16 protein-coding genes are annotated in these 15,517 nt (G+C 48.6%); 2 read left to right on the top strand and 14 right to left on the bottom strand.

The window, feature by feature from the left end; all coding sequences use genetic code 11:
* Positions 1-130: 130 nt before the first annotated feature.
* The 13 genes from B5F87_RS03455 to B5F87_RS03515 all read right to left on the bottom strand — a co-directional run bounded on the left by B5F87_RS03455 (position 131) and on the right by B5F87_RS03515 (position 11,981).
* Positions 131-1,375 carry a sensor histidine kinase gene (locus B5F87_RS03455; RefSeq protein ID WP_158096938.1) on the bottom strand — a complete coding sequence of 415 codons (1,245 nt, stop codon included), beginning with the start codon at positions 1,373-1,375 and terminating at the stop codon, positions 131-133.
* On the bottom strand, positions 1,365-2,084 hold the full coding sequence (locus B5F87_RS03460) for a LytTR family DNA-binding domain-containing protein (RefSeq protein ID WP_087277324.1): 720 nt from the start codon (positions 2,082-2,084) through the stop codon (positions 1,365-1,367). The genes B5F87_RS03455 and B5F87_RS03460 overlap by 11 nt, the downstream gene beginning before the upstream one ends.
* 118 nt (positions 2,085-2,202) lie before the next feature.
* Complete coding sequence (locus B5F87_RS03465) at positions 2,203-2,910, bottom strand: DUF975 family protein (protein ID WP_087276815.1); 708 nt, start codon at positions 2,908-2,910, stop codon at positions 2,203-2,205.
* Positions 2,911-2,950: 40 nt separating this feature from the next.
* Positions 2,951-3,133: a hypothetical protein gene (locus tag B5F87_RS03470; protein WP_087276818.1), complete on the bottom strand. Its 183-nt coding sequence runs from the start codon at positions 3,131-3,133 to the stop codon at positions 2,951-2,953.
* Positions 3,134-3,235: 102 nt separating this feature from the next.
* A complete protein-coding gene (locus tag B5F87_RS03475; protein ID WP_087276821.1) occupies positions 3,236-4,039 on the bottom strand; it encodes a hypothetical protein in 804 nt (267 codons plus the stop codon).
* 90 nt (positions 4,040-4,129) lie between these two features.
* A complete protein-coding gene (locus B5F87_RS03480) occupies positions 4,130-4,657 on the bottom strand; it encodes a EutP/PduV family microcompartment system protein (RefSeq protein WP_087276825.1) in 528 nt (175 codons plus the stop codon).
* The gene (locus B5F87_RS03485; RefSeq protein WP_087276828.1) at positions 4,650-4,946 is read right to left on the bottom strand and encodes a hypothetical protein; all 297 of its coding nucleotides are present in this window, start codon (positions 4,944-4,946) and stop codon (positions 4,650-4,652) included. The genes B5F87_RS03480 and B5F87_RS03485 overlap by 8 nt, the downstream gene beginning before the upstream one ends.
* A gap of 52 nt (positions 4,947-4,998) precedes the next feature.
* Positions 4,999-6,099, bottom strand: a complete 1,101-nt coding sequence (locus B5F87_RS03490) for a GH25 family lysozyme (protein ID WP_087276831.1) — start codon at positions 6,097-6,099, stop codon at positions 4,999-5,001.
* 221 nt (positions 6,100-6,320) lie between these two features.
* Positions 6,321-8,072, bottom strand: a complete 1,752-nt coding sequence (gene aspS, locus B5F87_RS03495) for an aspartate--tRNA ligase (RefSeq protein WP_087276834.1) — start codon at positions 8,070-8,072, stop codon at positions 6,321-6,323.
* Positions 8,073-8,661: 589 nt separating this feature from the next.
* Positions 8,662-9,159, bottom strand: coding sequence for a CarD family transcriptional regulator (locus B5F87_RS03500; protein WP_087276837.1), 498 nt, complete (start codon positions 9,157-9,159; stop codon positions 8,662-8,664).
* A gap of 308 nt (positions 9,160-9,467) precedes the next feature.
* A complete protein-coding gene (gene eutL / locus B5F87_RS03505) occupies positions 9,468-10,121 on the bottom strand; it encodes an ethanolamine utilization microcompartment protein EutL (RefSeq protein ID WP_087276840.1) in 654 nt (217 codons plus the stop codon).
* A gap of 1 nt (position 10,122) precedes the next feature.
* Positions 10,123-10,776 (bottom strand): ethanolamine utilization microcompartment protein EutL, encoded by a 654-nt coding sequence (gene eutL, locus B5F87_RS03510; RefSeq protein WP_087276843.1) that lies wholly within the window; start codon positions 10,774-10,776, stop codon positions 10,123-10,125.
* A gap of 95 nt (positions 10,777-10,871) precedes the next feature.
* A complete protein-coding gene (locus B5F87_RS03515) occupies positions 10,872-11,981 on the bottom strand; it encodes a fibronectin type III domain-containing protein (protein ID WP_242964241.1) in 1,110 nt (369 codons plus the stop codon).
* A 163-nt stretch (positions 11,982-12,144) separates the two neighbouring features.
* Here B5F87_RS03515 and B5F87_RS03520 point away from each other — a divergent pair, with 163 nt between their 5' ends.
* On the top strand, positions 12,145-13,194 hold the full coding sequence (locus B5F87_RS03520; RefSeq protein WP_087276846.1) for an SH3 domain-containing protein: 1,050 nt from the start codon (positions 12,145-12,147) through the stop codon (positions 13,192-13,194).
* Between the two features lie 72 nt (positions 13,195-13,266).
* Here B5F87_RS03520 and B5F87_RS03525 read toward each other — a convergent pair whose 3' ends face one another.
* Positions 13,267-13,917 (bottom strand): NUDIX hydrolase, encoded by a 651-nt coding sequence (locus B5F87_RS03525; protein ID WP_087276849.1) that lies wholly within the window; start codon positions 13,915-13,917, stop codon positions 13,267-13,269.
* 190 nt (positions 13,918-14,107) lie between these two features.
* Here B5F87_RS03525 and B5F87_RS03530 point away from each other — a divergent pair, with 190 nt between their 5' ends.
* Positions 14,108-15,511: a PLP-dependent aminotransferase family protein gene (locus tag B5F87_RS03530; protein ID WP_087276852.1), complete on the top strand. Its 1,404-nt coding sequence runs from the start codon at positions 14,108-14,110 to the stop codon at positions 15,509-15,511.
* Positions 15,512-15,517 lie beyond the last annotated feature (6 nt).

Consider the following 15,517-nt stretch of genomic DNA (forward strand, 5'->3'; position numbering starts at 1 on the left):
CGGATGTTGTAAAAAATGGGCTATGTTTTTGTAAAAATTAGACTTTTTTGGGTACAACAGATGAAATTCACATAACAAAAAGCTCTTTTCTTATAATTCAAGTTGAATACAGAAATATCCACACAAAGATTCACGACAGATACAGCAGCACCCGCACGGAGAACATGTTGTTTTCTTTTTCTATTTTCATTTCTCCTTGGTATTTCCGCACAATGTTTTCCACGCTGCCAAGGCCCAGGCCATGCAGTTCTTTCTCTTTTTTGGTAGTAAGGAGCCTGGTCCCTTTCTGGATGAGGGTCCCGTTATAGCTGTTTTCTATGTGGATTTTCAGGACGCCTTTTTCTTCTTTAATGGCGACCGTCAGCTTCTTCTCTTCTGTCTGCCGGGCGGCTTCGATGGCATTTTCCAGCAGGTTACCCAGAATGATATTCATATCGAAGGAGTGCCGGCCCGCGTCTGACAGGGATACCTTCGCCTGAACAGCGATCTGCTCTTTCCTTGCTCTTGCCAGCATGTAATTAAGAAGACTGTCCATCTCCACATCCCCGGATTCTATGACTTCGTCCGGCGTCTGTAAAAAATCTTCCATGGAGGAAATGTATTCCCGGATTCCTTCCAGGTCGTTCTTCCCGGCCAGAATCCGGATCTCATTGATATGATGCTTCATGTCATGGCGCAGCGATTTGATTCTGTCACTGGTCCGGGCAATGATTTCCAACTGGTTGCCATAGGCCTCCAGATTTTGTTTCAGGATAATGTTTTCATACTTTGCCGAAAATGCTTTGATGGACAGATGGTAGAGATAGAAAACGACAAAGTTCATCACCAGAACGCCGATGGAGGCAACCACCGCATCATGATCCATGGAAGAATGTTCCTTTGTCATGTAGCGGAGCATCAGGATGCTGCACACCGGAACGATAAGAAGGAACATGCTGTGAATATCTTCCTGTTTCTCCCGGTACGCCAGTATCTTCTCCACGATGATCTCGCAGGCAAAAAACAGCAGCACGATCATGACCTGATAGATCTGGCTGAACATTTCTCCGTCCCGGTAATCCACAAAAAGCATCACAACGATGACGTCACAGGCCATATTTAACGCACAGATGACAACAGTCACAAACAGCTTCATCCGGATTTTTGAAGGATACAGAAATGTCAGCAGGAAGATTCCTGTGATATTACAGACCAGATTTATGGAAGCCGTGTTAAATGTCAGATATAAAAATGTATTGACCGCATAAAAGGCGCTGAAAGCCAGGAGCATCTTTCGTTCGGATACCTCTTCTGTCCGGAAAAATGCGTTCATACACCGGCTGGTCAGATATATCCGGAACGCATTGGCGCCCATGCAGATGATGCTATCTATCATGCAGATCATCCTCCCGCAGTATTCTTTCCCGTACTTTCTTTCGGTTACTTTTACTGATAGGCAGACAGGTGCCGTCTGAAAGCTCCACCGAATCATAGGCGTATCTCGCCACAAAGTCGTGGTTTACGATATATGACTGGTGAATCCCGATAAAGTCCGGTGGAAGCTCCTGTTCTATTTTTTTCAGATTACCATAAAATGTTTCTTCTCCGCGGAGAGTTTTGATTATGATTTTTCTGCCCTCGCTGCCAAAATACAGGATATCTCCGAACGGCACATAATGGTATTCCTTACCGCTCCTGTACTCAAACCTTCGTTTTCTTTTGTCCAGTATTTTTATCGCCAGATCCAGTGCCTCCTGCACATTTTCTCTGGTGATGGGCTTCACCAGAAAATCCATGGGCTGTGTTTTAAACAGTTTCTGTGCGTGGGAAGCATTGCCGGATATGTAAATGATCTGCATCCACCGGTTTTCCAGCCGGCTGCGGATGAACTCTGCTACCTGGACGCCGCTCATACTGAGCAGCTCAATATCAAGAAACAGAATATCCAGCGGACATTCTTCCTCCAGGTATCTGCAGACATCCTCCCCGCTGTACCAGGTCTCCACCTCCAGAGAAATCCGTCTCTCCGAGGCGTATTGCAGGATCATCTCTTCCAATTCTGCGCATATATTTTTTCCGTCGTCACAAATCCCGATATGATACATAGTCTCACCTCTAAACAAAGAGTTCCGTAAAGGAAGAAAGAAAAAAAGAGGATTACTCCTCTTTTCCTTCAGTCCCGCAGACGCGGGACCTTTCATCTGTGTGATTCTCTTTTGCGTGTCATTCTTCTTCCGGTTCCTCTCTTCCGTAGAAGGCGTCCGCTCTGCCGGAGATCTCATTGTAAAATACGGCCTCCGCCGCATTCATGTAAGGCAGAACGTAAAACAGCGCCAGCCCGAAGGTCAGGATGCTCAGCAGATACCAGCCAAAGAAGCTGAACCGCAGACAGAACAGTTCCCATTTATGGCCCCGCATGATCTTCCGGGACATTTTCATGGCCTTGCCCACAGTGTAGTCCTGTTTCTCCTCCAAAATGTACGGAACCATGGCGTAGGCATACATGGTGACAATACCCGGCACGATCAGAAGAAGGGTGAAAAACAGCTCGTAGGCAAAGAGCGCAATCTTCATATACAGTCCTTTCCATACCATGGAAAAACGGTTCAGCACCATGGACGGTGCGGCTTCCCTCCTGTCAAGAAGCGCCAGGTTAAAGTCAATGTACCCGAAGCGGGCGGGTCCGCCCGCAAAAAAGAAAAAGACTGCCAGCACAATCCCAATCACAACCATGATCAGAAAATAATGAGGAAGATTCTCAAAAACCCGGATGGATACCCCCATCACAAGCATAAAATGACTGATGAAGAACAGGGAGGTACAAAAAGCTCCCAGGCAGGCGGCGATGAGCATTGCTCCCACAGCTTTGCCCCAGTTTCCTTTCAGTGCCTCCCTGGCAATCTCCTTGTACTCCGATGATGTCAACTTCATAAAGGGTCCTCCTTACCGTCAGTACAGGAATCCATTGACCTTAATCGATATCCCACATTTCTTTTACGCGTACAACCTCATTTAAGGTCATATTCATAAAAGCTTCGTTCTGCGGCTGATTGCTGAATGCGTTTGTCTCTTTTCTGTAGGCGATCTCCGCATTCACATCGTCAATGGTGATTCCTTTCTCTTTTAAAATCTTTGCTGCTTCATAACCTCTCATTTTTACTACCTCCCATATTTCAATCAGAAGCAAAAGCCATTTGCCGGCCTTTGTTACTTCTTGTATTATAATGCATTCTGCACGAATAATCTAGCACTTTTCCTATTCATCATCGCGAAGAAATTGTACATAGGAACGCGGCTCTTTTGTACTTCCCGAAAACCCGCAGGAACGATACAGATATTCCGTATAAAAAGAGAGAAGCGTCCTGGCGTCTTCTTTTTCCGGCACCGGCGTCTTGATCACCATGGTGTACAGATTCTCTTCGTCTACTTTTACTACTTTGTAAACTTCCAGACTGTTATTATCCTCATAGCCGGTTACCACATAGACGGTATCCAGATGAAGAAGCGTCTCCGCCTCGGTGAGAGATCCCATGTCTTCCTCGTACATTTCTTCCATCGGCGTCCCTTCTTCGGACTCCCCATGTTTCTCCTGTGTATAAGAAAGAAGCGCGTTGTTGCCTTTTCCCAGAAAAGAAACACTGTACCTTCCGGCAGCTTCATCGGCCTCAGCTTCCACGGTATGGTAGAGATTCTTTGGATAAACGAAAGAAAACTTCTCATCCAGCCTGCTGTCAACATCATGTCCGCTGAAAAAACGATAATCTTCTTCCAGCAGCACACGGTGAAAGTCCATTTTCTCCCGGGAGGTGATGCGCAGCCCCCACTGCTGCGCCTGCTTTTCTCCTTCACTTAATTTGTCTCCGGAAGTATTGTCCGCATTATCATTCTGTCCCGTCATACTCTCTGTATCCGAACTGAGCTGCGCATCGTAATCTGTCTCTCCAAAGAGATTTTTACCGCGGATACTCACAAAAACACAGAGAATCGCAAACATTCCGGCGAAGGACACACAAAAAATAATACAAATTCTTTTCAATAATTTTTTTACATATCCAGACATCTTATCTTTTCTTCACCCATTCCGACCTATATCTTTCCATTATAATTTCAATATAGTTTCAAACTCATGATCCCGATATTCCTTCTGTCTTTATATAATCTGCCGACGGTTTTCGTCTTTTTCATTTTCACCCTTGCCAAATCCCAGTTCATCGTACTGTGCCTTTACTTCCTCCCACGGAAGAACATCCCTCTCCTCCTTAAGGTAGGAAAGGATATCAGCGATTCCCTCTCCGGTATACGCACTGGTATAAAAAATCTTATGGCATCCCGCCAGCGTGAGCCAGGCCGCCGCCTGTTCCGGCTCGGCAGCCCAGTGATCGATCTTGGTCACCACGCCGACCACTTCCCGGTTGCACACCGGCGTAAGGTTCGGGGAATACAGGGAAAACGGCTCCGTCGCGTCCATCAGCAGCCCGATGACATCCGCCTCCGCAGTAAATACCGCCAGAGCGGATATCAGATTTTTGGATTGCAGATATTCTCCCGGCGTGTCGATGATCACATCATAATGATTAACATACTGCGTCTTGTGATACGTGATGGTATCTCCCTTCATGGCCTGAGACAGAGTGGTCTTTCCGGCCTCACTGCGTCCGATAAACATGATTTTACGCATGGCGGCCTGTCTCCTGTTCTTTCCATTTTTTCCATTCTTCCATACACTCACTGCAGCAGAAGCGATGCTCCACGCCATCCTCCTCCAATGTGCATATATTCTCATCGTCATCAAACACGTTATCGTAGCAGTTCTCACAGATGATCATTCCCTCTGATTCCGCATTGATAAAATCCTGAAACATGGAATCAATACCCATAAGCTGCTGGATGATACTCTCCACGTCCCCTCCCGGACGCACGGCAGTATCTTTTCCTTCTTTATTCATACTGTTCTTCTCGTTATCCAAAACTGTCTGCCTCCAATTTATTCTGTAATTTTTTATCCTTTTTCTGCCTGCATTACCGTACCCGTACAGACACGGTTTTTGAATATTTGGAATATACCGTCACTCCGTTAATCTGACGGCTCAGTCTCACCTTAAAATAATATCTTTTGCCGGATTTCAGCTTCTTTATCTTGACAGAACCTTTTTTCGCGTTCTTTGTCACAGATTTGAACCTGCCCTTTTTAGATTTGGAATAATAAACCTGGCAGGTTGTCCCCTTCTTCTTCGGCTTCCAGGATACCTTTACCTTCTTCTTTCCGGCAGTGCTCACCTTGATGGTAGGTTTCACAAAAATCTGATCGGAAATCAGGAAATTAATATCCACCGTTCCCTGGATACCTGCGACACGCCCCTGATTGGTCGCCTGCCACATTTGATATGTACCTTTATATCCGCACTGTGCGCTGTAATGAGCCACCCATCTGCCCCACTGATCGAAGGTCTTCTCCGGCAGATCGTTGGTAAAGGAATAATTGCTGGAGTAGATGGCAGCCTCATACCCTGCCGCCTCAATCCTGTCACAGAACGCCTTGGCAATCTTTCCTCTCTGCTTTGCCGTGGTAGAAGAGAAGATGGAGGCGTCCTCCATATCAAAATATACCGGATAAGAAAGGTTCCGCCCATTGATCAGACGAAGTACGTGATCCGCCTCGCTGACTGCCCGGCTGACCGAATCGGCATAGGAATAAATATATACGCCGTAAGGAATCCCTGCCGCCTCGCAGCCCGTTACATTGGCAAGCCACTGACTGTCATCCTGGTCGGTCTGATTCATGCCGTAACCGCAGCGGATAATGGCGAAATCAATGCCGTCCGCCTTCACAGCGTTCCAGTCAATGGTTCCGTTATTACTGCTGACGTCAATGCCTTTGGCATAGGCTCCCTTGATAACCTGGCCGTTGCTGCTGTAGTAAGCATCGCCCGATCTCTGCCAGGCGCCGGCGTTCATAAGTCCAAAAGAAAGGCCCGGCTGCTGCAGTGCGCTCGCACCGTACCGGAAGCTGTTTGCCTGATCTCCCTTTTCCTCCGCCTGTACTCCGGTATGCAGGCAAAAAAATGCCGCGCAAAGCAGCATAAAGGAGACGCCGATTTGCTTTAATGAACGATTCCGCATAATATTCCTCCCAACTTTCCGTACAATCCTCAGAGTCTGTAAATATCTTTATATATTCTACCTACGAAAAGGCTCCTTGTCAATGGACAGGTTGGATTTGCATTTGCCATAATGACAGAAGGGAGTCCCGTTCCCGGACGACTCCCTTCCTATTATAATGGGTGTATGACTATAATGGGTGTATGACAGATGGCGCATCAGCCCATACATTTTTTGATACATCACTTTCTCACTTTGATGTGTACCTCACGAAGCTGCATCTCGGAAACTTCTCCCGGCGCGCCGCACATCACATCCTGGGCATTTCCGTTCATCGGGAACGGGATGACCTCGCGGATGTTTTCCTCGTTGCGAAGCAGCATAATCATACGGTCAACGCCAGGCGCCATGCCCGCGTGAGGCGGCGCGCCATACTGAAACGCATTGTAGAGCGCTCCGAACTTAGCCTGCAGATCTTCCTCGGTGTAGCCGGCTATTTCAAATGCTCTCACCATGATATCAAGACTGTGGTTTCGTACCGCGCCGGAGGATAATTCCACGCCGTTGCAGACGATGTCGTACTGATAGGCAAGAATCTCCAGCGGGTTCTTTGTATTCAACGCTTCCAGTCCGCCCTGCGGCATGGAAAAAGGGTTGTGCGTGAAGACGATCTTTTTCTGCTCCTCGTCATATTCATACATCGGGAAATCATTGATATAGCAGAAGTGGTACGCGTTCTTCTCACAGAGATCCAGCCGCTGCCCGAGCTCCGTCCGGATCTGCCCCGCATAGAGGCACGCCTGTTTTTCCTTATCAGCGATGAAGAAAATGGTATCTCCCGGCACAAGGCTCGCCAGCTCTGCCATCTCTTTCTTCATCTCCTCCGGTATGAACTTGTCGATCGGTCCCTTGTAGCTGCCGTCCTCCATCACTTCCAGATAACCGAGGCCGCCTATGCCGATGGACTGGGCAAACTTCAGGAGCTTCTCGTGGAAGCCTTTGGACATTTTTTCGGAAACCTTGATGGCCCGGACCGTCTGCCCGTGGAACGGCTTGAAGCTGCACCGCTGGAAGAATTCTGTCACATCGATGATGCGGAGCGGGTTGCGCAGATCCGGCTTATCCGTACCGAACGAAAGCATGGCCTCGGCGTAGCTGATCACCGGAAACGGCGTCTCTGTCACCGTCCAGCCCTCCGGCGCAAACTTCCGGAAGGTATCGGCGAGCACCTCTTCGCCCACCCGGAACACATCCTCCTGGGTGGCAAAACTCATCTCAAAATCCAGCTGATAAAACTCTCCCGGCGACCGGTCGGCTCTTGCATCCTCATCCCGGAAACACGGGGCAATCTGAAAATATTTATCAAAGCCGGATACCATCAGAAGCTGCTTGTATTGCTGCGGAGCCTGCGGCAGCGCATAGAACTTACCTTTATATTTGCGGGAAGGCACGATATAGTCCCTGGCTCCCTCCGGCGAGGAAGCGCACAGAATCGGCGTCTGAATCTCCAGAAATCCAAGTTCCGTCATCTTCTCCCGCAGATAACTGATGACTCTGGAACGGAAGATCATGTTGTCCTTTACTTTGCGGTTTCTGAGATCCAGATAGCGGTACTTCAGGCGGGTGTTCTCATGGTTTTCCTTTGAGGTCACGATCTCAAATGGCAGCGGTTTATATACTTTTCCCAGCATATCGACCTTGTGAGCTTCCAGCTCAATGGTGCCGGTCGGAATCTTCGGGTTGTAAGTTTCCTCATCCCGGTGTTCCATGACGCCTTCCACAGAAATGCAGTCTTCCTTATTAATGCCTGCAAGAAGGGATGTATCTCTCATGACCACCTGCAGCACGCCGTACATATCCCGCAGGTCGATGAAAGACACTCCGCCATGATCGCGGATATTCTCCACCCAGCCAGCAGCACGCAGCGTCCTGCCCACATCCTGTTCGCTGATTTTATCTAAAGTGACGTCTCTGTAAATGTTTGATGTATGCATAGTTGCTCCTTTCCTGTCAGGGCTGCCGTGCAAGCGGTCAGCCGGATTATTATTTTGCTTATGGATATTAAGAATAAGAGTTCTGCTAAGCAGAACTCCCGCGCCGAGCGCGGTCGCTTTTGCGACGAATTTCTGCTTCGCGCGAGTGCGCATTCCGCCCGGAGGGCTTTTATTTTACAGAATTCCAACGGAATTTTCTGTAAAATAAAAAAAATCCGCCCTGAACAAAACGTTCAGGACGGAATATTACCGTGGTACCACCCGAATTACCGCAGCCCCGTTGCTGCAGTCACTCAAATATCACTAATACTGTTTATCGCACAGCTACGGCGCACCTACTCGCCGGAGTCTGTCTCCCGCTTTCAGATTGCTGCTGGTGAAGTGTTATTGGCGCCAATTCATTCTGCGGAGTTCTCACTGTCCCCCGCTCACTGGGAGCGATAATTCGCGTTACTTCTCTTCGTCATCGCATTGCTTTATTAAATTATCGTGGCTATCATAACATAATTTTTTTTAATTGTCCAGATAAAATTCTTAAAAATTGCAGGTTTTTATGTCGGCTCCTTCAATTTTTACAAAATTTTTTCCCTTATTCTATCTGGATTTTATCCGCCAGAATCTTCTCCACATCGTCCACATCCATATCAAGGGCGATGGACAGTTCATTTAACAGGCAGTCTCTCGCCAGAAAAAGATATTTCTCATCCACTGCGGTGATTCTCCTGCCGACCGCCTCCCGTTTTCTTTTTCTCTGATATAGAGCTTTCAGAAGACGGAGTGAATCTGTAGAGTTACAACTCTGCAGTATTTCCTTATACTGCTGTTCCTGCGTTCGCGAATCCCGGATCTCCATGTCCTCATACTCAGGAATCCCCTGAAGCAGCTCTCTTGCTTCTTCCTTCGTCATTACTTTCCGCATCAAAACCTTCTGGTTGTCCACAGGTGAAAAAATCGTGCTCCCCTTGGAGCGCATCGGCGCCAAAACATAGTAGGTCCTGTTATCTGTCTCTCCTGCTGCATTCATATAATCCTGGACTTCACAAACGCCATTGCTGCCGTAAATAATATATTCACCTTTTTCAAACATTTCAATCAGCCCTCTTTCTTATGAACAAAATGCAGTTATCCGATACTTATATACATAATTTATCAGTTTTTTTTGTAATTTTGCAAGAACTTTTTCTAATTTTTACTTTTCATCCACATTATCATCTAATTTTTAAAATTATTTGTCTATTTTTCCCATAAGATATCTATTCTCACTGCATTGTCACACGATTACCCTGTGCACTGACGCATTTGTCATCCGAACATGGCGGCGGCAGCGCAAGTAGTTTACAGAAGGCCTTCTACTATTCATTCTTCCAATTATTTCTGATTTTATTCCTGCAGACCCTAAATCTCAAGAGGGTATTCGATGGCGTAACGAAGCCCGTCCACAAAGGCATTAGCCGCTGCGCGGCAGGCAGATTCGGTTCCGGCAAGGACCGCTCCGCTGGAATTGGCGTGTGACGGAGGGTACCAGTATCGTGCAATACGTGTCTCACCGGCTTTCAGCGCCTTATCAAGAGCATAATTTGTCTCAATGGGTCCGCCCACAAGATAAGCGTAAGCGGTTCCTTCCTCAAGACCGCAAAACTCCTTGAAAAACTTTCCGGAGCGCGGAATACACTGCGCATAAAAGGCAGTACCCCTGTCACCGTCAAAATTACAAAGTTCCGTCCGGTTATCAATAAAATCCTTTACATAGGCAAGCCCGCTCTTCACATCCGCCACTTTCGGACCGGAAAACATAACAAACACACTGCCGCCGTATCTGCTCCATGAACAGGTGGAACCTCCGTAAAACGTCTCCGCCCGTATCACCTTGATATCAGCTTTCTTGGTTGCGTCATCCACAGCCAGATACCCGGCGTCATCGTTGTCCACCGAGAAAAAGCCAACGCTCTGGTGGCCCTCCGGAAGGCTGTACATTCTGGCAAACTCATCCGATACATTTGCAATGATCTTCTGACTGAGCATCTTCGTCTGCATTCTGATTATCTTCATATTATTCTACCTCCATCGGATGAAATGCGCAGTATTCCACTGCCTCCGCAAATGTCTGCACCGCCGCGCGGCATGCTGACTCCGTTCCCACTAAAACACCGCCGCCGGTATTCACTCTGGTCGGCGGATAAAACATCTCGGCAATCTTCGTTTGGCTGGCCTTGAGCGCCTTGTCCAGGGCGTAAGTACTCTCCACAGGAGTGCTCACCAGATAGGCAAGGGACGTTCCCTCAGCGATTCCCAGTTTTTTCTGATAATAGCGTCCGGCTCTCGGAATCCAGTCCGCATAATATCCCAGTGTTCCTTCCTCATCCAACATATAAATAGCCGCTTTATTCTCAATATACTCCTTCGTGTAACGGAGACCATTCTGGACATCCGACACATTTTCCCCTGAAAGGACGGCGGTAATCTCCCCGCCATAACGGCTCCAGGAATAATCCACGCCCCCGTACACGGTCTCCGCATGGACAATCTCTATTTTTGCTTTTTTGGTGGCGTCATCCAGGGCGAGCCACATGACATCCTCATTATCGCAGGCGATAAAACCAACGCTTCTGTGAGTCTCCGGAATCTCCCACAGCTTCCGATACCTGTCTGTCACATGGGGAACCACCTTCTGCATGGTTACCTTTGACTGTACTCTTCGTTTCATTTCTCCTCCTATTATTGATAGTATACCACTATTGATAGTATACCACAGGCCTTCTTTCTGCGGAACACTGTTTCATGAAAACAGTTGCAGCTGCTTCAGGAAAACAGATCACGCAAAACTTCTCTGGCTGATTTTTCCTGATAGTGATCCGGGTCTTCCATGATATTTCCCTTCTTTACATTCCAGCGGAATTGATTGTAATCCAGATAAGAAGCTCCTCTGGAACTGTCAGGATAACGGCGGCACCAGGACGGATAATATTTCTTCATGTATTTCCCGGCCAGCTTCACCGCTTTGGAATTCCTCTTTCCGGAAGGAGTCGCCGTACCGGAAATCTGCACGCCGGCAGGACTGGAATGAACGAGTACCACGCTGCCGTCTTCACATGATCCGATAACAATGTAAACATGACCGGAGCCGGACATGATATCTCCTGCTTTGTAATCTTTTACCGCAGAGGACCGCCGGAAGGTTCCCCAGCCATTTTCCGCATAATCGGCAGCAAGATTTCTGGCCTTATCTACGTATCCTTCTCCTTGCTTCCCTTTTGACGTATGCAGAGCATTATAGACGGTCCAGCCCACAAAACCGGAGCAGTCCAGCCCGTATCCTCTTCTGTACCGGTAGTTCCGGTAATTATAGGAAGCGCGCTGTCTGTCCGCAAATGTCCTCCACTGCGGGTTCAGTCCGATGCGTAGGGCGTCTTTTCCCGCGCCGTTATCGGCTTTATTCCATCCGCCTCCCCAGATATACATGGTGGAACCCACCGGCGCCAGGGAAACTTTCAGAAAGTTCCGGAGGGTGGTTGTGCCCTTTGCAGGTACTGTGGTATCACTTTTTTTACTGAAAGAACCGTACCTCATTCCGCTTTTTTTAACCTTGTAGGCGCGCACTTTGTAAATGTACCGGCTTCCGTTCTGCCGGTCTTTGAGTATCGCTTTCTTTTTGGCCGTGGTTTTTACCATGGTCCAGCCATCCTGTCCTTCGGCTTTCTCAAAAATCTCATAACCGTCCGCACCCTTTACCGGCTCCCAGGATAATACAACCTCATCCTTCACTCCGTTGGCGAGCAATCCCTTCGGTGCAGAGAGAGACGCCGCGCGGCATTTCGTCTCCGGCGCCCACAGACAAATCATGCCCGCTGCCAAAAGAATCATCCAAAAAAACATTTGTTTTCCCTTTTTTTGTTTTTTTCTTCTATTCATAATATATCCTGCAATCCTTTCTGTTGTCAGTTTATTTATAATATTTTGTTTTCAAAAATGAAAAAACTGTTATTTGACCAAATATGCTGGTTTTTCCCAAATTATCGTGCTATATTATAAATATTTACAGCACATTATACAAAAAAACAGGAGAGTGATACGTATGAACCATGTAACCGCACACACCCGCCAGGCAGCCGGACCGGCGCAGACATCCCGGAGACGCCACGCTTTAAAAATCCGCGCCGCCCGCAGAAATATGGGCAGGATCGTTTCTGTCTGTCTCGCAGCCTGCTGTCTTTCTTCTGTCCACCTGCTCTCTTCTGCCGGGTCAGCCGGTCAGCTTTACACCACAGACGGCGTCAATGTGAGAAGCCAGCCTTCTTCAGAATCATCCGTCTACTTTGCCATACCGGCAGGCACGGCAGTCGCCCGGACCGGTCAGAGCGGCAACTGGATTGCCGTCAATGTGGACGGTGTGGATGGTTACATTTACAAAGACTATCTCTCGGAAGACCCGGACGCCGCTTACAAAGCGTCCGCAGATACCGGTGAAACTGCCGATGCAGATCATTCCTTCATCAACAGCACTGAAGTCAATCTCCGGGCAGAGGCCAACAGCCACTGCAGTGTTCTGGCTGTACTGGACATGAACGAAACTGTCGCTGTGCTGTCCACCGAGGGCAACTGGACCCGAATCCTTCGTCAAAACGGCCAGGAAGGCTATGTATACTCCATCTATCTGGGTGATAATAAACCGGCAGCTGAAGAATCTGAAGAAGCAGACGTACAGATTTCCCGCGAAGATTGTATTGACAAATTCCGCTCTCTGGCCATCTCTTACGCCGAAGGAAGGATTGGGGATACTTACAGCCAGGAACTTCGGGATACTGACGGCTACGCCGACTGTTCCAGTCTGGTCCGCGACTCCTTCTTAAGCGCTTCCGGCATCTTGATCGGCAACACGACCACAGACCAGGCCGACACCATGAGCGGCTACTTCTATGATGTGAACAAGATCACGGACGCCGCTCCCGGCGACCTGCTGTATCACCTCTCCGGCGATCATCATGCGGGCATCTATCTTGGAAGCGGACAGGTTCTTCATGCTTCCCAGAATGCGGGAACCGTGAAAATATCTTCTTACAGCGATGAAAGTTCCTATTGGGAGTACGGCTGCAACGCCGCCGCCTACTGTTTTGACGCGCAGTAAATGTCTGACGCACGATTAATCGACATCCAGTAAATGTCTGGCGTACGATCAGTTGCCGCGCCTTAAAAACCGTTACAGGTTCAGAAACTCGCTGGTCACAAAAAACATCAGCGCCGCCCAGGTGTACACCGGATAATAGACGCCATGCTCGTCTTTGCCATTCACCAGATAGCTCCGGGCTTCCGAAAGACTTACCAGCCGGCAGCCCTTAAACTTCTCGGAGCCCTCCGCTCCGCTCTGGGAAAGCTCCGGCATGGTTTCCCGGTTGATGGACAGATACACAAGGGCGTTGGCTTCATCGGTCATCCCCGGGGAGGAGAACACGAAAGGATTGATAATACTCACTTCGTCGTTGTCCCCCACGGTGATGCCCGTTTCCTCTTTCAGTTCACGGATAGCAGTGTTCTTCACCGCTTCCTCGGTGCTTCCCCATGCTTCCGGCTCCACAAGTCCTGCCGGAACACTCAGCAGATACTGTCCCGCCGGATACCGGTATTCCCAATTCAAAAGAAGCTTCGGCTCCTCTCCTTTTACCCGCAGGACCACCACGCAGCTTACGCCGTCCGGCGGCAGCGTATCATAGGATTCCTTCGGCAGCACCGCCTGCAGATGTTCCTCGTCCCTGCGGCTGGCACAATAATAGTGAGCCCCTTCTTTATACTGCAGATCATACATTTTCATAAACTTTGAATCATATAATTTTTTAATCTGTTCTTTTTTCATAATTCCTCCAAATTCTGCCACTGCATTTTCTATTTTGTTATGCATTTTTCTGTATGTATCATAACATAAAACGTGAGGAAAAGCACTTTTTATCCCATTGTATTTTTTTACAGAAACGGTATAATCAGGATATTACTTATTTCTGTGCCTCTTTTCAGAATTATCCGGTACAGATTGATTGGAGTACTTCATGCTTACTTACTCATTTAATGATATCGGCACCACGCCTCTTTATGAACATTTATATAAATGTATCAAAAATGACATTGTAAACGGAACGCTTTCCGCAGATACGAAGCTGCCCTCCAAGCGCAGTTTCGCAAAGAATCTGGGCGTCAGTCCCATCACCGTGGAAAACGCCTACGCGCAGCTTCTGTCAGAGGGATACATTTATTCCGTTGCAAAAAAAGGATATTATGTGGCGGATTTTTCGCCGGAATTTACGACCCTCCCGGCTCCTGTCGAAAAACCGGCCGCTCTGCAGGAGACCCGGCCGCAGTATTTTGCGGATTTCTCCAGCAACCAGACCCGGCCGGATCACTTCCCGTTCTCTGTCTGGGCGAAGCTCATGCGGGAGACTCTGCAGGAAAGAAACGCCGAGCTTATGACCAAATCTCCCTGCGGCGGCATCTATGAACTGCGGGAGGCCATCGCCGGACACCTGCGGCAGTTCCGGGATATCCATGTGCAGCCGGAACAGATCTTCATCGGCGCCGGAACCGAGTATCTCTACGGGCTTCTGGTGCAGCTGCTGGGCTTTGACAAGGTCTACGCCATCGAGAATCCCGGCTATGAGAAAATCGCTCAGATCTATGACAGTCATCAGGTGGATTACCGTTTCGTGGATATGGACAGCCAGGGTATCCGCATCGACCGGCTGGAGGAAAGCGGCGCCGACGTGGTGCACATTTCCCCGTCCCATCATTTTCCCACGGGTATCATCACGCCGGTGAGCCGCCGCTACGAACTGCTGGGCTGGGCGGCCAAATCGGAATCCCGCTATATCATTGAGGACGATTACGACAGTGAATTCCGCCTGACAGGCCGGCCGATTCCCGCGCTCCAGAGCATTGACATCATGGAAAAGGTGATCTACATCAACACTTTTTCCAAGAGTCTGTCTTCCACCCTGCGTATCAGCTACATGGTGCTGCCGCCATCCCTGGCCGCCCGGTTTATGCAGAGGATGAGCTTTTATTCCTGCACTGTATCCAATTTTGAGCAGTACGCCCTGATGCGCTTTATCCGGGAAGGATATTTTGAAAAGCACATCAACCGCATGCGCAATTCCTATCATAAGAAGCGGGACTACCTTCTGGAAACCATCAAAAAAAGCCCGCTGTCTTCCTACGTTACCATCACGGAGGAAGACGCCGGCCTTCATTTTCTGATGCGGATCGATACGGAAATCCCCGACACGGTGATCATGGAACGGGCCCTTGCCCGCGGACTTCGCCTCACCAGCCTGTCGCAGTATTTCCATCAGCCGCCAGAAGATGTGGAACACATTTTCATTATTAATTATTCTTATCTGGAGACAGAGCATATCCCCGGCGCGGTGGAACTTCTGTACCGCTGTCTGGAGACGGAATAAGCCGCC

The sequence above is a fragment of the Eubacterium sp. An3 genome (assembly GCF_002159465.1).
Classification (GTDB): Bacteria; Bacillota; Clostridia; order Lachnospirales; family Lachnospiraceae; genus Anaerobutyricum; species Anaerobutyricum stercoris.